Annotated in this window: 21 protein-coding genes and 2 tRNA genes; 15 read left to right on the top strand and 8 right to left on the bottom strand. The window is 61.1% G+C overall.

Translation table 11 applies throughout. The features are described 5' to 3' along the window. Nucleotides 1-492: 492 nt before the first annotated feature. The 5 genes from FJQ55_RS08700 to FJQ55_RS08680 all read right to left on the bottom strand — a co-directional run bounded on the left by FJQ55_RS08700 (nt 493) and on the right by FJQ55_RS08680 (nt 2,719). The gene (locus FJQ55_RS08700; RefSeq protein ID WP_413813668.1) at nt 493-1,164 is read right to left on the bottom strand and encodes a protein-L-isoaspartate O-methyltransferase family protein; all 672 of its coding nucleotides are present in this window, start codon (nt 1,162-1,164) and stop codon (nt 493-495) included. Nucleotides 1,165-1,297: 133 nt separating this feature from the next. Next, on the bottom strand, nt 1,298-1,624 hold the full coding sequence (locus FJQ55_RS08695) for a hypothetical protein (protein ID WP_140827219.1): 327 nt from the start codon (nt 1,622-1,624) through the stop codon (nt 1,298-1,300). A 236-nt stretch (nt 1,625-1,860) separates the two neighbouring features. Next, nucleotides 1,861-1,934, bottom strand: a tRNA-Cys gene (locus tag FJQ55_RS08690). Between the two features lie 127 nt (nt 1,935-2,061). Then, a complete protein-coding gene (locus tag FJQ55_RS08685) occupies nt 2,062-2,271 on the bottom strand; it encodes a hypothetical protein (protein ID WP_140827218.1) in 210 nt (69 codons plus the stop codon). Nucleotides 2,272-2,434: 163 nt separating this feature from the next. Continuing rightward, entirely contained in the window at nt 2,435-2,719 is a 285-nt protein-coding gene (locus tag FJQ55_RS08680) for a hypothetical protein (RefSeq protein ID WP_140827217.1), read from the bottom strand. A 164-nt stretch (nt 2,720-2,883) separates the two neighbouring features. Here FJQ55_RS08680 and FJQ55_RS08675 point away from each other — a divergent pair. The 4 genes from FJQ55_RS08675 (at nt 2,884) to FJQ55_RS08660 (ending at nt 5,409) form a co-directional block, all read left to right on the top strand. Further along, a tRNA-Asn gene (locus FJQ55_RS08675) sits at nt 2,884-2,958 on the top strand. Nucleotides 2,959-3,203: 245 nt separating this feature from the next. Further along, complete coding sequence (locus FJQ55_RS08670) at nt 3,204-3,461, top strand: hypothetical protein (protein WP_140827215.1); 258 nt, start codon at nt 3,204-3,206, stop codon at nt 3,459-3,461. Nucleotides 3,462-3,598: 137 nt separating this feature from the next. After that, complete coding sequence (locus tag FJQ55_RS08665; protein WP_140827214.1) at nt 3,599-3,826, top strand: hypothetical protein; 228 nt, start codon at nt 3,599-3,601, stop codon at nt 3,824-3,826. 122 nt (nt 3,827-3,948) lie between these two features. Further along, the gene (locus FJQ55_RS08660; protein WP_140827213.1) at nt 3,949-5,409 is read left to right on the top strand and encodes a cryptochrome/photolyase family protein; all 1,461 of its coding nucleotides are present in this window, start codon (nt 3,949-3,951) and stop codon (nt 5,407-5,409) included. Between the two features lie 72 nt (nt 5,410-5,481). Here the strand turns inward: FJQ55_RS08660 and FJQ55_RS08655 are convergent, their stop codons facing one another. Further along, nucleotides 5,482-6,168 (bottom strand): hypothetical protein, encoded by a 687-nt coding sequence (locus FJQ55_RS08655; protein WP_140827211.1) that lies wholly within the window; start codon nt 6,166-6,168, stop codon nt 5,482-5,484. Between the two features lie 370 nt (nt 6,169-6,538). On the opposite strand from FJQ55_RS08655, the gene FJQ55_RS08650 reads away from it, so the two are divergent. The 7 genes from FJQ55_RS08650 to sseA all read left to right on the top strand — a co-directional run bounded on the left by FJQ55_RS08650 (nt 6,539) and on the right by sseA (nt 11,290). Beyond that, on the top strand, nt 6,539-6,793 hold the full coding sequence (locus FJQ55_RS08650) for a type II toxin-antitoxin system Phd/YefM family antitoxin (protein ID WP_140827210.1): 255 nt from the start codon (nt 6,539-6,541) through the stop codon (nt 6,791-6,793). Next, nucleotides 6,790-7,044 carry a Txe/YoeB family addiction module toxin gene (locus FJQ55_RS08645; RefSeq protein ID WP_140827209.1) on the top strand — a complete coding sequence of 85 codons (255 nt, stop codon included), beginning with the start codon at nt 6,790-6,792 and terminating at the stop codon, nt 7,042-7,044. Before FJQ55_RS08650 ends, FJQ55_RS08645 begins: the two co-directional genes overlap by 4 nt. Before the next feature lie 94 nt (nt 7,045-7,138). Further along, nucleotides 7,139-7,393, top strand: coding sequence for a type II toxin-antitoxin system Phd/YefM family antitoxin (locus tag FJQ55_RS08640; protein ID WP_140827207.1), 255 nt, complete (start codon nt 7,139-7,141; stop codon nt 7,391-7,393). Next, nucleotides 7,386-7,832 (top strand): type II toxin-antitoxin system VapC family toxin, encoded by a 447-nt coding sequence (locus FJQ55_RS08635; protein WP_246085056.1) that lies wholly within the window; start codon nt 7,386-7,388, stop codon nt 7,830-7,832. Before FJQ55_RS08640 ends, FJQ55_RS08635 begins: the two co-directional genes overlap by 8 nt. A 212-nt stretch (nt 7,833-8,044) precedes the next feature. Continuing rightward, a complete protein-coding gene (locus FJQ55_RS08630; protein WP_140827205.1) occupies nt 8,045-9,082 on the top strand; it encodes a cysteine synthase A in 1,038 nt (345 codons plus the stop codon). Nucleotides 9,083-9,102: 20 nt separating this feature from the next. Continuing rightward, nucleotides 9,103-9,840 carry an alanyl-tRNA editing protein gene (locus tag FJQ55_RS08625; RefSeq protein ID WP_140827203.1) on the top strand — a complete coding sequence of 246 codons (738 nt, stop codon included), beginning with the start codon at nt 9,103-9,105 and terminating at the stop codon, nt 9,838-9,840. 22 nt (nt 9,841-9,862) lie between these two features. Then, nucleotides 9,863-11,290 carry a 3-mercaptopyruvate sulfurtransferase gene (gene sseA / locus FJQ55_RS08620; RefSeq protein ID WP_140827195.1) on the top strand — a complete coding sequence of 476 codons (1,428 nt, stop codon included), beginning with the start codon at nt 9,863-9,865 and terminating at the stop codon, nt 11,288-11,290. An 18-nt stretch (nt 11,291-11,308) separates the two neighbouring features. Here sseA and FJQ55_RS08615 read toward each other — a convergent pair whose 3' ends face one another. Further along, nucleotides 11,309-12,220: a DUF4344 domain-containing metallopeptidase gene (locus tag FJQ55_RS08615; protein ID WP_140827194.1), complete on the bottom strand. Its 912-nt coding sequence runs from the start codon at nt 12,218-12,220 to the stop codon at nt 11,309-11,311. A gap of 249 nt (nt 12,221-12,469) precedes the next feature. Further along, complete coding sequence (gene ald / locus FJQ55_RS08610) at nt 12,470-13,588, bottom strand: alanine dehydrogenase (protein WP_140827192.1); 1,119 nt, start codon at nt 13,586-13,588, stop codon at nt 12,470-12,472. A gap of 159 nt (nt 13,589-13,747) precedes the next feature. On the opposite strand from ald, the gene FJQ55_RS08605 reads away from it, so the two are divergent. The 4 genes from FJQ55_RS08605 to FJQ55_RS08590 all read left to right on the top strand — a co-directional run bounded on the left by FJQ55_RS08605 (nt 13,748) and on the right by FJQ55_RS08590 (nt 17,329). Further along, nucleotides 13,748-14,209: an Lrp/AsnC family transcriptional regulator gene (locus tag FJQ55_RS08605; RefSeq protein ID WP_140827191.1), complete on the top strand. Its 462-nt coding sequence runs from the start codon at nt 13,748-13,750 to the stop codon at nt 14,207-14,209. Nucleotides 14,210-14,381: 172 nt separating this feature from the next. Next, complete coding sequence (locus FJQ55_RS08600) at nt 14,382-14,717, top strand: PilZ domain-containing protein (protein ID WP_140827189.1); 336 nt, start codon at nt 14,382-14,384, stop codon at nt 14,715-14,717. Between the two features lie 176 nt (nt 14,718-14,893). After that, entirely contained in the window at nt 14,894-15,232 is a 339-nt protein-coding gene (locus FJQ55_RS08595; RefSeq protein ID WP_140827188.1) for a PilZ domain-containing protein, read from the top strand. 108 nt (nt 15,233-15,340) lie between these two features. Then, nucleotides 15,341-17,329 carry a bifunctional 2',3'-cyclic-nucleotide 2'-phosphodiesterase/3'-nucleotidase gene (locus tag FJQ55_RS08590; RefSeq protein WP_140827186.1) on the top strand — a complete coding sequence of 663 codons (1,989 nt, stop codon included), beginning with the start codon at nt 15,341-15,343 and terminating at the stop codon, nt 17,327-17,329. Nucleotides 17,330-17,369: the final 40 nt, after the last annotated feature.

Here is a 17,369-nt window from a genome sequence, read left to right as displayed (position 1 = left end):
GACGCTTCGGGTGGTTTCCGGCTGCGGCTGGTGCTGCGGCTGGGTCTCAACGCGAGGCTGCGAAGGAGCGACCGGCGTGGCAGGGCCCGGATCATTGGCGGGGGTGAAGTCCACGCTTTCATAGCTGAAGTCGACCTCGGTCTCGCGAACCAGCGGCGTGCGTCCGGCCTCTTCGGCGTCGTCGACATCGCTCGCGAAGGTTTCGCCCGAAACCGGGTCATTGCTTTCGATGATCCGGCGGATGGATGCCAGGATCTCTTCCATGGACGGTTCACGCGCTACGCTTGGCTGAGCCATACTAATCCCCGTTGTCCTCAAGATCTTCGGCGACCCTTTTGTCGCCAGCCGATTCGCGGTCACCCTAGGATACGCGCCTGCGGAAAAAAATCACGCAGGCTCCTGCAATTGCCGTGATGCACAGCTTTGTTGGTGCAAAACGCAAGAGGCCCGCACAGAGCGGGCCTCGCGCAGATCATCAATTCACGCGGCGGATCAGAAGACGAATTCGGCAGCCTTGCGGAAGCCCGGAAGCGGCTTCACCGAGGTGTTGAAGTATTCAGTGAAGGACACCGTGCCGCCGGCCTTGACGTAAAGGCGGGCACGCGACGCGTTGCCATATCCGACTACGGCGACCAGACGGCCCCCTTCCCGGAGCTGGCCGAGCAGTGCTTCCGGCAGATGTTCGACGGCGCCGTTGACGAAGATGACGTCGTAAGGTGCTTCGGCCGGGTAACCGGCTTCGAGGCTTCCGGCGACAACAGCGACATTGTCATAGCCGAGCGAAGAGAGCTTTTCCGTCGCACGCAGTACCAGCGCCTCGTCGGACTCGACCGCCACAACCGAGCCCGCGAGCAGCGACAGCAGCGCTGCGGCGTAGCCTGCGCCACAGCCGATCTCAAGCACGAGGTCGTCCTTTGTAATCGCGGCAAGCTGCAGAAGCTTGGCGAGCGGCGACGGCTCCATGATGTAGCGGGCGGGATTTCCGTTCGCCGCAGGCGCCACCTTCATATCCTCGTCGATATAGGCAAGAGGCTTCAGTTCCGCGGGAACGAATGCTTCGCGGGGCACCGAGAGGAAGGCGGTCAGAACTGAGTGGGACGTGACGTCCGTGGTTCTGATCTGGTTGTCCACCATCTTGGTGCGTGCTGCTGCGTAATCCATCATGTCCTGTCGCCCCATTTCGGCCGCTCGGGTTTTGTCCCCCGTGTCTTAATTGCAGGGCGTGCCGCTTTCAAGTCACGGGTGGGCATCCAAGGCAGATTATCACACCCGCCCGGCGCCCACCTGTGCGAATGCGTCAGTCGTCGATCGTGTAGGTGCCGGTCTCGCAGAAATCCACCTTGTCGCGAACATCTTCGAAGCTGTCGTCCTCGAAGACCAGGCGCAGCTTGTAGACGCAGGCATCGCTGCCGTCATTGATGGTGAGCTGACGCGACTTGCCGCCAAAGAGCCCCTTCTTGTGCAGGAGCTCGATGCTCTTGCCGCCATCGGCTGGCGACACAAAGGCCTGAACGACCATGTTCGGGGTCTTGTTTTCCAGCGTGAAGGTCAGCGATTCGGCAGAGGCAACAAGCGGTGTAGCGAAAAGCAGGATGGAGGCAAACGTAAAGGTGGTGGCGCGCATGGCGGCGATCTCCCCGATTGGATAGGAGCCCTGACCTGCGCCAGGCCCGCTTCGCGCGCAAGGGCGCCGATCGGCCAGTTTCGGGCAGATCGAGGCGGGAATAGCGACAGGCACAGATTTGGCCGATGTTTGACGTCGTTCGATGGCTGAATTGGCCCGCGAAATCGGGACACAAGACGCAGTTCATCAGCAGCGAGTGCTGAGCGAGGAATGTTCATAAAACATTGAGAAAAGAATGGAGGCCTCGCCCGGAATCGAACCGGGGTGCAAGGATTTGCAGTCCTCTGCGTAACCACTCCGCCACGAGGCCGTCCGGTATAAAAGAGCGTGTGGTGGCGGGGATTTAGACGCGATCTAAAAAAACCGCAAGAGGCATTTTCGGGAATCAGATGTTTTTCAATCCGGCGGCCCCATTGGCCACCGAGAGCTTTGTGTCCTCAGCGCCAGCGGTCGAGCAGACGCGTCGCTGCCATGATGCCCGCGGCTTCCGCCAGCTTGGCCGGATCGGTCACGCCCGCCGTATAGAGCCGGATCACCGCCTTGCCGACCGCCTCCCTGTGCCCCTCACGGTCACGCGCGGCGCCAGATACGCCCACGCCACGCATCGCTTCTTCCATCACAGTGAAATCTTGTGGCGTGAGTATCATCGGGATCTCCGCCATCTGGAGGTTCATCATAGGCTCTCACTTTTTCCGGGAACGGTTCGGCAGGATCGCCGTTCGGTGTCGCCGGTCTGTGTGATTCTTCTACGACGCTTCGGGGAGACGCGCATTTCACTAAGACATGTCAGGGCAAATGATTGCCCGGGGGTTACTCCGCCGAGGACTGCCGGTTGCGGGCAGCCCGCTTTCGGCTCCACCAGACGGAGGCCCGGCGGCGGCGGCGGCGCACATAAGCCAGATCGTGCGAAAGCACAACGAATCCCAGCGGCACCATCCAGAACCCGAGCACCGGCAGAAAACCGAGGAAACCACCGCCGATCAGCGCCAGGCCGGTCGCGATCCGCCCTGCCTTGGAGCGCGGCACGGGAATTTCGAAACGGCCAAGGATGAGCCTGCCTCTTGCCGTGTCGATGCGGTAACGTCTCTCAGCCAAGGGTCAAAACTCCAGCAAATACGGCGTCTCGCGGCATCCCGGCCGCCTCAGGGAGATGGGTGGTCCACACATAAAAACAAGGCGATGACATTTTTTTTGAAAAACCGCTTGGCAAACGGAGCGCGCATCAGTATTACCCCGCTCACACCGCGCCAAGCGGCTGTTCCCTGGTAGCTCAGCGGTAGAGCATTCGACTGTTAATCGACAGGTCGCCGGTTCGAATCCGGCCCGGGGAGCCATCTCTTTCATAAAAGGCCTGCGCGAATTGATCGCTGCAGGCCTTTTTCTTTTCCAGCCTTGCGGTGCCCTCGATCCGTCTTTTCCCAATACTCGACTGGCTTACCCTTCTCTCCACGCTGCTTGACCCTACGACGGTGCGGCCATAGCCTCATCAGTCGTGATCTGCTGCGGGGCGATGCATGGACTGGAAAGGCATGATCGAGGAAACGAGGGATCCCTGTGGGGGGACATCAAGAAGAGCGTGGTGCACTTCAATTCCTTTATTGTGTCCCTGCTCCTCCTGCCGTTCATCTTTCTCGGTTTCTACGGTCGTGATTATCTGCTCGAGACAGCTGCCATCGGCGGTGTTCTTTTGATCGGCGTCATCGGATTGCGCCTGCATATCGTGAGACGGGAGAGGCCCGGCTACGGCTTCATGCTTGCGGTCGAAGCCAGCGTGAATGCCGCCTTCGCCTACGGGGCCGGATGGTTGGCGGCCGCCGTCGTCGACATGGTCGCCTGAGCCCACGGGCTCAAACCCACGCAGCGCCGCCCCTCAACCCGGCTTTTCGGTGCGCTCTCGAAACCCCCTCTTCATCTTTGGCTGCTAATCGAATTTACAGCGAATTGATTCGAACAGGGCATGCAGGAGATTAGCAGATGTGGCTCCAGCTTCATGACGGGGATGGCTTCCCCCTCTTCGTGAACATGGACAATGTGGTGGACTTCCGCTGGTACGAGCGCGAGGGCTATACCTGCCTGCTCACCACCGCCCCCGTCGCCGAAAAGCTGCATCGTCTCTACGTTCGCGAAAATGCCGAGAAGATCATGGCGCTTTTGCGCGCCGAGCAGGAGCGGCTGCGGGCCGCAGGCCGAGGCGCTGCTTGATCTTGGCGCCTGTGTCTTTCTGCTGACCATGCACTGACACGTCAAAATTTCCTTATGCGCGTGATCTTTCCGGGCTCTCGCATCGTATGGCTTCCGACAAGCCAACGACAAGAAGAGTGCCCATGCCCGCAGATGCCGCGACCGCCCGCCCGAGAACCGTGCTTTTGTGGTTCCGCAAGGATCTGCGGCTGTCCGACCATGCGGCGCTCGCCACTGCCGTTGACGCCGGGGCGGCCGTCATTCCCGTCTACATACTCGAACCACGAGAAACCGGGACCGGACCGCTCGGGGCAGCGCAGGAATGGTGGCTGCACCAATCACTTGAGGCGCTTGCAGCGTCTCTCAAAGAACATGGCAGCGATCTTGTCCTGCGCCGCGGGCCGGCGGCCGAGGTGCTCGACGCGCTGATTGCCGAGACCGGAGCAGATGGCGTCTTCTGGAACCGGCGATACGATCCGCCGGGCATCGCGGTGGACAAGGCGATCAAATCCGACCTCACCGCACGGGGCCTGACGGTGCGCAGCTTTGCCGGCCAGATCCTGCATGAGCCGACCAAACTCAAGACCGGCGCCGGCGGGCATTTCCGCGTCTACACGCCGTTCTGGAAGGCGCTGGACGGATCGGGAGAGCCGCCGGAACCGATCCCCGTGCCCAAGCGCATTCCCTCGCCCGCCTCATGGCCAAAGACCGATGCGCTTTCCGACTGGTCGCTGCTGCCAACCAGGCCGAACTGGGCGAAGGGTTTTGCTGATCACTTCCAGCCTGGCGAAGCGGGCGCGCAAGCCCGGCTCGAAGCCTTCATTGAGACGGGCCTGAAAGGCTATCGCGAGCGCCGCGACTTTCCCGCCGAACCGCATGTCTCGATGCTGTCACCGCATCTGGCACAGGGCGAGATCTCGCCGGCCAGCGTCTGGCATGCGACGCGTGGGCTCGACGCCCACATCCCGATGGAAGACCTCATCCATTTCCGCAAGGAACTGGCCTGGCGCGATTTTTCCTATCACCTGCTGTTCCACTTCCCCTGTCTTTCGGAGCGCAACTGGAACCCGAAATTCGACGCCTTCCCCTGGCGCGATGCGCCGGATCTGCTCGAAAAATGGCAGCGCGGCCAAACAGGCTATCCGATCGTCGATGCCGGCATGCGCCAGCTCTGGCAGACCGGCTGGATGCACAACCGCGTGCGCATGATCACCGCCTCCTTCCTGATCAAGGACCTGCTGATCGACTGGCGCGAAGGCGAACGCTGGTTCCGCGACACGCTCGTCGATGCCGATCCCGCGTCGAATGCCGCCAGTTGGCAATGGGTCGCCGGCTCCGGCGCCGACGCCGCCCCCTTCTTCCGGATTTTCAATCCGGTGAGCCAGGGCGAGAAATTCGACCCCGAAGGGGCTTACATCCGCCGCTTCGTGCCGGAGCTGAAGGCCATGCCGAACAAGTTCATCCACAAACCATCGGAGGCGCCGCTGACGGCGCTGAGGGATGCAGGGGTGAGCCTTGGCAAGACCTATCCGCTGCCGATCGTCGATCACGGCAAGGCACGGGATGCGGCGATGGCGGCGTTTCACGGGTTGAGGGGGGAGTGAGGGCAGTGGCACCTTTTCGGTTCTTAACCTAAGCCAACCTTGAGATTTCAGCCGCCTTGGATTCGCATGTGATCAATTCGTCAGAGAAGGAAAATGCGACAGAAGTTCACTGATTGCTCTTCGGCTTTCCAGCGGAAGATTTGACCAACCTGGGTTTTCCATCACGGCTCTTTCTTTAAGCCACCCCAGCAGTTTCTCCACCCGCCCCTCGGTTACCGACTCATGGGTGATCGATAGGGTGATGGCATTGAGCCGATAGCCGGGACCGAAGCTGTCTGAGAGATTGCTAGGGTCGACGCGGCGGACAGTGGTCGGGTCATTCATGTCGTCAAAGGTAACGAGAAGCGGATAATTCTCAGGCGCAAGTTCACGCAAGCCGCGCATCTTCTCCAGCCGATCATAGACCGCGATGGCCTGCGCTTTCGTCCGGGGCTGCTCTTCTTTCGAAATGAAGGTCTCGCGCGCGGTCTCGTGACTGTAATTGCTCAACAGCGCGAACAGGTAGCGACCGTTGCCCAGATCCACCGTCACGGCCTCTCCGGACAGGCTGGTGGCACCCGCACCTCTGAAGTCGCCAAGACCCCACCAGCTTGGTCTGTCGTAGACATTGACGCTGACCACCGCGCTCCCGGTCTTCAATCCCTCCGGCGTCATGACCGACACCGTCAGTTTCTGACGCCACTCCCAATCGTGGAAACCGAAGAGATCGCAGCCGGCGATCGGCAGACACAGGGCCAAAGCCACGAGAACCCTCAGCATCACCCCTCCCCGTACAACCTTGAGCCGCATCAGCAGCAGACTTCCCGGTCAGGCGTGAAGATCCGGTGAAGAAAATGCTTCAATTTGTAACGATCGGCACAGGAAGCCGACATCTGTGCGTGCGCAACGCCCCCTCTGTCACTGCGTGACATCTCCCCCACAAGGGGGGAGAGCGGATGCCACGAGTGCCGATCTGTTTACGACAGCAGAGGCGGGCGCGAGGCCGGCAGCTCGGCCGGTCTCCCCCCATGTGGGGGGAGATGCCCGCCCTTCGACATGCTCAGGAGGGCAGAGGGGGCGCCCTTAAACATTGGCCTTGCGCATCAACCAATCGCATTGCTTCCTGTACGCAATCAGGTACAATAGACCCATGAGAACCACATCCTACAGCGACCTGCGCAAGAACCTGGCCTCCCTGCTCGACAGCGTGACGGAGGACCGGACGCCCGTTCTGATTACGCGCGATCGCGGAAAGCCTGCTGCCGTTTTGATGTCGGTGGAGGATTTTGCCTCCTATGAGGAAACGCAGCATCTATTGAAGAGCCCCCGCAACGCGGAACGCCTGCTCGAAGCCGTGCGCGATCTCGATGCAGGCAAGGGCGAGGCGCGCGAGCTTTCGGAGTGAAGCTGATCTTCCACGCGCGCGCCTGGGAGGACTACCTCTGTTGGCAGTCCACCGATCCGAAGATGCTGGTGCGCATCAATCAGCTGATCAAGGAAAGCAGCCGGTCTCCCTTTCAGGGCATCGGCAAGCCGGAGCCGTTGCGGGGCGAGTTGCGCGGCTGGTGGTCGCGGCGGATCGATCAGGAGCATCGCCTCGTTTATCGCCCAACAGAAGATGCCCTTCTGATCGCGCAATGTCGCCATCACTACTGATCGCTTGGGGACCCCGGCCCGCCCCAAACTCTTGCTTGCCCGATCCTCTGCTACGCATTAAATTGACCATATATAGTCATTTCAGGAGGTCCGCATGTCGAGCATGAGTATTGCCGATGCCAAGGCCGGATTCGCCAGTCTGGTGGACGAAGCCGCCAACGGAGAATTCGTCACGATCACCCGCCACGGCAAGCCGGCTGCCATGCTGGTCAGCGTCGAGGCCGGAGAGGCGGCGAAACGGGCGATGACAAAGCCGAGGCCGAACTTCGGCCAGTTCCTGATGTCCTATCCCGGGCCTGCCGATCTCGATCGCAACCCATTCCCCATGCGGGATGCCGAGCTTGAGTAACGGCTTCCTGATCGACACCAACATCATTTCCCTCTTCTCGCCAGACCGGAAGCAGGCGCCCTCCGAAGCCGTGAAAGTCTGGTTTCGGGAGCAGGGAGACGCAATCTATCTGTCCACAATCACCCTGGCTGAAATCGAAAAGGGCTTGCGCCGCCTGCATCGTCGCGGCAGCCTCGAGCGGGCCAAGAGCTTGAGTGTCTGGCTTGATTCCATCACCGAAACCTTCGGCGACCGCATCCTGCCCGTCGACCCTGTCGTCGCCCGGATCGCCGGCGCACTCGACGACACCGCAACGGCCAGCGGCCTGCATCCAGGGCTCGGGGACATCCTCGTGGCCGCGACCGCCAAGGCCTATGGGCTAACCGTGGTTACCGCCAATCTCAGACACTTCATGCCCCTCGGTGTGCGATGTGATTTTCCGGAAGCATTCCGGATATAGCCCACCCCGAACGCATTTTCCCTCCCCCCGCCCCACCGCGAAAAGCCATTCCTTGCCATTCACAGTCCCGAGGCGGAAAAGACCGGTTCATTCCCGCGCCAGCCGTTTTGCCCGCATATTCTTGTCCAGAAGGACAAAATTGCAGGGCTCCCCGGTTTTCTTCCCCGCGCTTTTGGTTCTAGTGTCCGCGTCAGACAAAAAAGGCAGACATCATGGCATTCCATCCTTCCGTGCTCGAAGCGATCGGCAATACGCCCCTCATCCGGCTGAAGGGCGCCTCGCAGGCGACCGGCTGCACCATTCTCGGCAAGGCCGAATTCCTCAATCCCGGCCAGTCGGTGAAGGATCGCGCGGCCCTCTTCATCATCCGTGATGCCGAGCGGCGTGGCCTCTTGCGCCCCGGCGGCGTGATCGTCGAGGGCACGGCCGGCAATACCGGCATCGGACTGACGCTGGTCGCCAAGGCGCTCGGCTACCGCACCGTGATCGTCATCCCGGAAACCCAGAGCCAGGAAAAGAAGGACGCGCTGAAACTGCTCGGCGCCGAACTCGTCGAAGTGCCGGCGGTGCCTTACAAGAACCCGAACAACTATGTGAAGATCTCGGGTCGTCTCGCCGCCCAACTCGCCAAGACAGAGCCGAATGGCGCCATCTGGGCCAACCAGTTCGACAATACCGTCAACCGCGACGCCCATATCGAGACGACGGCGAAGGAAATCTTCGAACAGACCGGCGGCGCCGTCGATGGTTTCGTCTGCGCGGTCGGCTCGGGCGGCACGCTTGCCGGCACCGGCATTGGCCTTCGCAACCGCAAGCCCGGCGTGAAGATCGGCATCGCCGATCCCGAAGGGGCTGCCCTTTACGAATACTACAAGAACGGCGAGCTCAAATCCTCCGGCTCTTCGATCACCGAGGGCATCGGCCAGGGTCGCATCACGGCGAACCTCGAAGGTTTCACACCCGATTTCGCCTATCAGATCCCCGATTCCGAGGCGCTCGACATCGTCTTCGATCTCGTCGAAAACGAGGGCCTCTGCCTTGGCGGCTCGTCGGGCATCAACATTGCCGGCGCGATCCGCCTCGCCAGAGATCTCGGCCCCGGCCATACGATCGTGACGATCCTCTGCGACTACGGCAACCGGTACCAGTCCAAGCTCTTCAACCCGGACTTCCTGCGCTCGAAGAGCCTGCCCGTTCCGACCTGGCTCCAAAAGCGCGCCGATTTCGACCTGCCCTTCGAGACCGTCTGATATCCGCCGAAAGCAATGCCATGACCACCATCGCCCTCTACCGCAACGATTTCTATCTCTCGACGGCGGAGGCGGCGGTGACGGCCGTGCATGAGGACGGCACGGTCGAGCTCGACCAGACCTGCTTCTATGCCGCCTCCGGTGGCCAGCCGGGCGATACCGGCTTCTTCGAGCGCGAAGACGGAAGCCGCATCCAGCTGGCCGAGACCCGCCACGGCGCCACCAAGGACGTGATCCTGCACCGGCCGGCCGAGGGCGAGCCCCTGCCCTTGGTCGGCGAAAAGCTCGTGCTGCATGTCGACTGGCCGCGCCGCTACAAGCTCATGCGCATGCACACCGCCTGCCACCTACTCTCCGTCGTCTGCCCCTATCCGATCACCGGAGCCGCTGTCGGCGAAGACGAAAGCCGCGTGGATTTCGACATGTCCGAGACGGTCGACAAGGATCAGGTGACGGCGGATCTGATGAAGCTTATCCGTGAAAACCACCCGATTTATCTCCAGTGGATCACCGACGAAGAGCTCGCGGCGACCCCCGGGATCGTCAAGTCGAAGAATGTCCGCCCGCCCGTCGGGCTCGGACGCGTTAGCCTTGTCTGTATTGGCGCGAACTCCGCCGTTGACAGCCAGCCCTGTGGCGGCACACATGTTTCCGAAACCCAGGAGGTCGGCGCGATTCATATCGCCAAGATCGAAAAGAAGGGCAAGGAGAACCGCCGGTTCCGTATACGCTTTGGAGCCCCGGACCCTTACCCCTGACAGTAAGGCACGGGAGAACAGCATGTCCGGAGAGAGAAGCCGCTTCGTCGTTTCGGCGGATTGGGTCGAGAAACAACTGGGCGCTCCCGAATTCAAGATCGTCGATGCCTCCTGGTATCTGCCGGCCCAGGGCCGCAACGGCGCAGTGGAATATGCCTCCGGCCATATTCCGGGTGCCGTCTACTTCGACCAGGATGTGATTGCCGACACCACGACCGGGCTCCCCCATTCGCTGCCCTCGCCCTCCTTCTTTGCCCAGGCGGTCGGGCAGCTCGGCATTTCCGCCGAGGATACGATCGTCGTTTACGACGGCCCGGGCTTCTTTTCCGCGCCGCGTGTCTGGTGGATGTTCCGCGTCATGGGCGCGCGCCGCGTCTATGTGCTGGACGGCGGGCTGGACGGCTGGAAGGCGGAGGGCCGGCCTCTGGAAACAGACCTGCCGGAACCGGCCCCCGTCACCTTCGAGGCGCGGTTCGACCGGGCGAAGATCACCTCGTTCGACCAGATGTCGGAGATCGCCGACAGCGGCTCCAAGCAGATTGCCGATGCCCGTCCCGCCGGCCGTTTCACCGGCGAGGAACCGGAGCCGCGCGCCGGTATGCGCTCCGGGCATATGCCGGGTGCACGCAGCGTGCCCGCCGCGTCGCTCTCGGAAAACGGTCGTCTCAAGGATCTCGCCACCTTGCGGTCGATCTTCACCAATGCCGGCATCGACCTCAACAATCCCGTCGTCACCAGCTGTGGTTCGGGTGTCACCGCTGCCGTGGTGACGCTCGCCCTGGAAAGCCTCGGCCACAGCGACAATTCGCTTTATGACGGCTCCTGGTCGGAATGGGGCTCGAAGAGCGATACGCCGATCGTGACCGGCGCTGCCGAGCCAATCGCCGCGACCAAGGCCAGCACGCCGCTTACCGCCCATGTGACGCGGCTCGAAATGACCTCACCGCCCAAATCGAGCCTGCCGGTGCCGGTCAACATCCAGACGGCGATCATGCGGACTCATGAGATCCCGCTCGCCTTCTACCGCTTCCTGCACCGTCAGGTCGGTGCGCGCTGGCACTGGTATGAGCGGCTGCGGATGACCGACGAGCAATTGAAGGCGATCATTCACAATCCCAAAGTATCGATCTCTGTGCTTTACGTCGATGGCGCCCCGTGCGGCTTCTACGAACTGTCTCAGGAAAGCGACGATGTAGTCGAAATATCCTATTTCGGCCTGTTCGAACACGGGTTGGGGCTCGGCATCGGCAAGTGGTTTCTGCTGCAGGCGCTCTATTCTGCCTGGACCAGCAATCCGAAAGTGGTCACGGTGACGACGAACTCGCTCGACCATCCCCGAGCGCTGCAGCTCTACCAGCAGTTCGGCTTCTCGCCGGTCGCGACCACGAGCGCACTCATCGATCCGATGACCGAACAGGAACTGATGGCGCTGATGAAGCGGGACGGCTGAGCCGCCCCGCCTTCTCGCTCAATTCTTCAGCTTCAGCTTCACCGTATTGGCGCCCGCCTCGGCTTCCGGCGTCGGTGCTTCTGCCTGCTCCGTCGCGCTGTCGTCCGGGGCGTCCTGGTTGGAGAAGTAGTTGACCATCAGGGCGGCATGATAGGCCGCCATCTCGTAGCAATAGGTGATCTCGCGGGTGCCCTCCTGCCAGAACGCGTTCTCCGTACCGCAAGTCTTGCCCGTCACCTTGATGCCATCAGGGATGTCATAGCCTTCGCCATAAGTCGCCTCGATCGCTTCCAGCACCTGATTTTCCTTCAGGAGATCGGCAAAGGGCTGAAGGTCGGCATTGTTGGCCGGCTCATAGGTCACGGTGAACTTGGTCTTCTTCTTGTCATCCTGATGCTGTTCCAGCAGCCCGAACCAGCTGTCGCGGGTCTTGGCATATTCGCCCGCACATTCTTCGCGGCGTTCGGCCGGGAAATCGAGCGAATCGATGAAGGTCTTGAAGTATTCGGGATCGGCGCCCGCCATCATGCAGACCATGGAATAGGCGCGCTGGCGGTCGAGGCCATGGGTATCGATGAAGTCGCTCTCCTGCGGCCCCTCGCCCTTTGCCTCATCGATGAGGAACCAGCCATCGGCGGCGTCCTGGATTGCCGCCTTCAGATCCTCGTCCTCGCTTTCGAGCAGCATGACAGAAGACAGACCGTCGACGGCATCTTCCTCGCGGCCCAGAACTGGAAGGCCGAGTTCAGACACCAGCATGTGGCCGGATTCGTGGAAAAGGATGAAAAGCGCATTGTTGATGATGAACTTCTGCCCCTCTTCGATCTGCTCGGGCGTCAGATCGGCAGCACGCGTGGGCATTGGCACCATGGCGAATGCGGTGGTGAGTGAAACGAGAGCGGCCGCAAGAGCGGCCCTGTATGATGTCATGATCGAGCCCCTAAACCCCGGTAATAGCCGGGCGAGCCTAACGGAGTGACCGTTTATAAAGAACCACCATTTTTGTGGATTGTCGGAGCCTGCGGCATCCAAGCCCGTAGCCGGTTGTGTGACGGTCGCTTCGAACGACCTTTACCGAGACGAAAATGGGCCGGCCGATGGGATGGCCGGCCCATATTGGCCGTGAACACGATACATATGCCGGCCTTACGCAACGTAAGGTGACCGGCGAGTGCGACCTTACGCTACGTTCAAAACGGCTTCCGGCGCATGGGCCGGATAACCCAGGGCATCCGCCACAGGCTTGTTGGTGATGCGGCCCTTGTGGACGTTCAGCCCGTTGCGCAGGTGGCGATCCTCGGCGATGGCGCGCAGGCCGCGATCGGCCAGTGCCAGGCCATGCACCAGCGTCGCATTGTTAAGTGCATGGGCCGAGGTGATCGGAACCGCACCTGGCATGTTCGCAACGCAGTAATGCACGATGCCGTCAACCACATAGGTCGGATCGGAATGGGTGGTGGCATGCGAGGTCTCGAAGCAGCCACCCTGGTCAATGGCGACATCGACGATGACGGCACCCTTCTTCATCCCGGACAGCATTTCGCGGGTGACGAGCTTCGGCGCCGCAGCGCCCGGAATCAGCACAGCGCCGATCACGAGATCGGCAGAGAAGCATTCCTGCTCCAGCGCGTCGATGGTCGAATAGAGGGTGTGCACGCGGCCGCCAAAGATGTCGTCGAGCTGGCGCAGGCGGGGAAGAGATCGGTCAAGGATGGTGACATCTGCACCGAGGCCGATGGCCATCTTGGCCGCATGGAGGCCGACCACGCCACCGCCGATGACGGTGACCTTTGCGGGAAGAACACCCGGCACACCGCCGAGCAGGATGCCGCGGCCGCCATGGGCCTTCTGCAGTGCCGTTGAACCCGCCTGGATCGCGAGACGTCCAGCGACTTCCGACATCGGCGCCAGAAGCGGCAGGCCGCCGCGCTCGTCGGTCACCGTCTCATAGGCAACAGCTGTCACGCCCGAGTCGATCAGCCCCTTGGTCTGCTCCGGATCCGGCGCGAGGTGGAGATAGGTATAGAGGATCTGGCCTTCGCGCAGCTGCACCCATTCGGACGGCTGCGGCTCCTTGACCTTGACGATCATGTCGGACTTGTCGAACACATCCTTGGCCGAGGCGGCGATCTTCGCGCCAGCGGCGATATAGGCGTGGTCGTCGGCGCCGATGCCGGCGCCTGCGCCCGTTTCGATCAGGACATCATGGCCATGCGCCACATATTCGCGGACCGCACCGGGGGTCAGACCGACACGATACTCATGGTTTTTGATTTCCTTCGGGCAACCGACACGCATGAAGCGTTCCTCTCTTTTATGTGCGGCCTGAGCCGCTTCGTTTCAGATACGGAAATTCAAACACTCCCGGCGCAAAATGTCCTTGCAAAGTGAAGGCTGCCGCGTGAGACAATTCGGAGCTTCTTGCGCTGGAGCAACGTAAAACGGAGATTTCTGCGAATGGCGGAACTGGATGCCATCGATCGTGCCATTCTCAAGGCCCTGCAGGAGAACGGCCGCATGACCAATGCGGAGCTTGCGGAGAAGGTCGGCCTGTCGGCCTCCGCCTGTTCGCGCCGCCACGACATGCTGGAAAAAGCCGGCGTGATCAGCGGCTATCACGCGCGGCTGTCGCACAAGGCGATCGACTACAAGATGATGGTGATCGTCCACATCTCGCTGTCCGGCCAGTTTGCGAAGACGCTGACCGAGTTCGAAGCGGCGGTCAAACGCTGTCCCAATGTGCTGGTCTGTTACCTGATGTCCGGCGAATATGACTACATCCTTCGCATCGCGGCCAAGGATCTTGAAGACTACGAGCGCATCCACCGCGACTGGCTGTCAGCGCTCCCGCATGTCGTGAAGATCAATTCGAGTTTTGCCCTGCGGGAAATCATCGAGAGGCCCAATGTGGGGCTCTGATCTATCACTCGTTCGAAAAGCTTGCTTGGCGCGGACAGACTCGACGCAGTCGCGGTGCAACGGCGCCGGAAGTCCGGTTTAGTAGCAATCCTAAAAATTCTAATGATTTGTTTTAAGCGGTTCTAACGCATGGGTTGTAAGTTCCCGTCATTGTTTTCATTAGGACGACCCCATGAGCAATAATCTCGGAATGGATGGCCGTAAGGCTCCGCGCAGTCGCGTACGCATGGACAGCAAGGTCCGTCATCTGCAGCAGGAAGCCGATGGCCGCGTCATCAACATCTCGCGCACCGGCCTTGCACTCGAACTGGCCAGCAAGCTACACGCCGCAGCCGGCAGTTCGGTGGTGATCCAGAATGACGATATCGGACTTCTCGAGGGCGTGGTGCGCTGGAATTACGGCGGCCGTCTCGGCATCATGTTCAAGCCGAACAGCAATTCGATCGCCAAGGTCGCAGCCTATTTCCGCAACTTCCATCAGGAAGTTCGACCGGTTCTCAGCCGCTGAAGCGTCACCCGTCGAACTCCATGGATTTTACCGTAAACTGGGGGATGTGACCTCCCAATACCTGAAATATGCCAGGGTAATCGACGGCATCTTAATCAACTCGGTCAGGCGCCGTTAAGGCGCTCGGCCGAGGTTTTCTGCGTTTCTTTCATTGTTTTCGATGGAGCGCAGTTTTCATGCTTGCCATTCAACAGACCACCGACGGCCGTCGGGCCCAGCGCATCCGCTGCCACATCCGGGCCTCCCTGCAATTCCTTACCCAGAAACTCGATTGTCGCATCATCGACATTTCCCGGACAGGAATGGCGGTGCAACTGCATGGCTGGATCGAGGCCAAGCGCGGGAGCACGGTAACGCTGACCTGCGCAGAACTCGGTCATGTCGAATGCAGCGTGCGCTGGTACCGGGCGGGAAAAATGGGACTGGAATTTGAACAGACCAGCAATGTGGTGGCGCAGATCACAGCCTATTTCCGCAACTTCCACCGCGATCCTAAAAACTTTCGTCCATCGTGACCGTCTTCACGCCCACGTCTCACCCCTGTCATTTTACAGGTGCAACTGTCGAGAAAGCGACCTAACATTGGTCGCTTTCAGCACCTGCCCATCGTCAGGAGACATGTCATGGCGTCATTGGTCGACCTTTACCCCCTCACCCGCCGCTCGTTCCTTGGAGGCATCACGGCCTCCGCAACGCTGATCGCGCTCCATCCCTTTGCTGCGCGGGCAAATGGGAATCAGGCACATCTCAGGCTGATGGAAACGACCGACATCCACGTCAACGTGATGCCCTATGACTATTATGCCGACAAGCCGAACGACACGATGGGGCTTGCCCGCACCGCGAGCCTGATCGACGGGATCCGTGCCGAGGCCGGCAATTCGATGCTGATCGACAACGGCGACTTCCTGCAGGGCAATCCGATGGGCGACTACATGGCCTATCAGAAGGGCATGAAGCCGGGTGACGTGCATCCCGTCATCAAAGCGATGAACACGCTCGGTTACGACTGCGGCACGCTCGGCAATCATGAATTCAATTACGGCCTCGAGTTCATGTTCAACACGCTCTCCGGGGCGCAATTTCCCTTCGTCTGCGCCAATCTGACCAAGGGCGGGCTCGCCTCCGAGCCCAAGCAGGACCAGCTATACTTCAAGCCCTATCATATCATCGAAAAGCAGATCCGCGACGGCTCCGGGGCGACGAGTCCGATCAAGGTCGGCTTCATTGGCTTTGTGCCACCGCAGATCATGCTCTGGGACGCAAAGAACCTCGAAGGCAAGGCACAGACGCGCGACATCCTCCAGGCGGCGCGCGCATGGGTGCCACAGATGAAGGAGGAAGGCGCGGATATCGTCATTGCGCTCTCGCATTCCGGCATCGACGGCCACGGCGAGAGCGAGCGCATGGAGAATGCTTCGCTCTATCTCGCAGGCGTCGAGGGGATTGATGCGATCTTCACCGGCCACCAGCATCTCGTCTTTCCGGGGCCAAAGGATTTCGAGGACGTTCCGGGCGCCGATGCCGTCAAGGGGACGCTGCTCGGCAAGCCCGCCGTCATGGCCGGCTTCTGGGGCTCACATATGGGCCTGATCGACCTTCTGCTCGAAAAGGACGGGTCGCGCTGGAAGATCGTCGACTTCACCTGCGAGGCGCGGCCGATCTATCACCGCAACGACAAGCGCAAGGTGGTCGCCGACACGACCGACAAGCCAGAGGTCGTCGCCGCGGTCGCGGCCGAACACCAGGCGACGCTCGACTACGTGCGCACGCCGGTCGGCAAAACCTCGGCGCCACTCTATTCCTACTTCGCCCTGGTCGCCGACGATCCGTCCGTGCAGATCGTCTCCCTTGCCCAGACCTGGTACATCCGGGACATGCTGAAGGATGGGAAGTACAAGGACCTGCCCGTGCTCTCGGCGGCGGCCCCCTTCAAGGCCGGTGGTCGCGGCGGGGCCGACTATTTCACCGACGTACCGGCCGGTGATATCGCGATCAAGAACGTTGCGGATCTCTATCTCTATCCGAACACGATCCAGGCCGTGGCGATCACCGGCGAGCAGGTGAAGAACTGGCTGGAAATGTCGGCCGGCATCTTCAACACGATCGAAGCCGGCGCGAAGGACGCGCCCCTGATCAACACCGACTTCCCGTCCTACAATTTCGACGTGATCGACGGCATCACCTACCAGATCGATCTCACTAAGCCGCCGCGCTTCGACAAGGACGGCAAGGCGATCAACCCGAACTCAAGCCGCATCGTCAACCTGCAGTTCGCCGGCAAGGCGATCGATCCCGGCCAGACCTTCATTGTCGCCACCAACAACTATCGCGCAGGCGGCGGCGGCAAGTTCCCCGAGATCGATGCCAGCAAGGTCGTCTTCGTCGGCCCCGACACCAACCGCGACATCATCGTGCGCTATATTGTTGATCAGGGCACGATCAATCCGTCGGCCGACGGCAACTGGTCGCTCGCGCCCATCCCCGGCACCACCGTCGTCTTCGAGACGGGGCCGCGCGCACGCGCCCTGCTGGCCAATTTCAAGGGCGGCAAGATCGAGGACGCCGGCGACGGTGCGGACGGTTTTGCCAAGTTTCGGCTGACACTCTGAGCCGGATTGCTTCGAGGAAGGATCTGATCAAGGGGAGTCG

Origin of the sequence: Rhizobium glycinendophyticum, from assembly GCF_006443685.1 — a bacterium.
In the GTDB taxonomy this organism is placed as follows: Bacteria; Pseudomonadota; Alphaproteobacteria; order Rhizobiales; family Rhizobiaceae; genus Allorhizobium; species Allorhizobium glycinendophyticum.
This window is presented reverse-complemented; position numbering and strand designations above follow the sequence as displayed.

Bases quoted from the DNA above. Each gene is read 5' to 3' on its own strand.
- FJQ55_RS08695 (WP_140827219.1), bottom strand. From the start codon at position 1,624: ATGCGCGCCACCACCTTTACGTTTGCCTCCATCCTGCTTTTCGCTACA.
- FJQ55_RS08605 (WP_140827191.1), top strand. From the start codon at position 13,748: ATGGCGGAACTGGATGCCATCGATCGTGCCATTCTCAAGGCCCTGCAG.
- ald (WP_140827192.1), bottom strand. From the start codon at position 13,588: ATGCGTGTCGGTTGCCCGAAGGAAATCAAAAACCATGAGTATCGTGTC.
- FJQ55_RS08700 (WP_413813668.1), bottom strand. From the start codon at position 1,164: ATGATGGATTACGCAGCAGCACGCACCAAGATGGTGGACAACCAGATC.
- FJQ55_RS08655 (WP_140827211.1), bottom strand. From the start codon at position 6,168: ATGCTGAGGGTTCTCGTGGCTTTGGCCCTGTGTCTGCCGATCGCCGGC.
- sseA (WP_140827195.1), top strand. From the start codon at position 9,863: ATGTCCGGAGAGAGAAGCCGCTTCGTCGTTTCGGCGGATTGGGTCGAG.
- FJQ55_RS08625 (WP_140827203.1), top strand. From the start codon at position 9,103: ATGACCACCATCGCCCTCTACCGCAACGATTTCTATCTCTCGACGGCG.
- FJQ55_RS08595 (WP_140827188.1), top strand. From the start codon at position 14,894: ATGCTTGCCATTCAACAGACCACCGACGGCCGTCGGGCCCAGCGCATC.
- FJQ55_RS08685 (WP_140827218.1), bottom strand. From the start codon at position 2,271: ATGATACTCACGCCACAAGATTTCACTGTGATGGAAGAAGCGATGCGT.
- FJQ55_RS08650 (WP_140827210.1), top strand. From the start codon at position 6,539: ATGAGAACCACATCCTACAGCGACCTGCGCAAGAACCTGGCCTCCCTG.
- FJQ55_RS08660 (WP_140827213.1), top strand. From the start codon at position 3,949: ATGCCCGCAGATGCCGCGACCGCCCGCCCGAGAACCGTGCTTTTGTGG.
- FJQ55_RS08600 (WP_140827189.1), top strand. From the start codon at position 14,382: ATGAGCAATAATCTCGGAATGGATGGCCGTAAGGCTCCGCGCAGTCGC.
- FJQ55_RS08665 (WP_140827214.1), top strand. From the start codon at position 3,599: ATGTGGCTCCAGCTTCATGACGGGGATGGCTTCCCCCTCTTCGTGAAC.
- FJQ55_RS08640 (WP_140827207.1), top strand. From the start codon at position 7,139: ATGTCGAGCATGAGTATTGCCGATGCCAAGGCCGGATTCGCCAGTCTG.
- FJQ55_RS08615 (WP_140827194.1), bottom strand. From the start codon at position 12,220: ATGACATCATACAGGGCCGCTCTTGCGGCCGCTCTCGTTTCACTCACC.
- FJQ55_RS08590 (WP_140827186.1), top strand. From the start codon at position 15,341: ATGGCGTCATTGGTCGACCTTTACCCCCTCACCCGCCGCTCGTTCCTT.
- FJQ55_RS08630 (WP_140827205.1), top strand. From the start codon at position 8,045: ATGGCATTCCATCCTTCCGTGCTCGAAGCGATCGGCAATACGCCCCTC.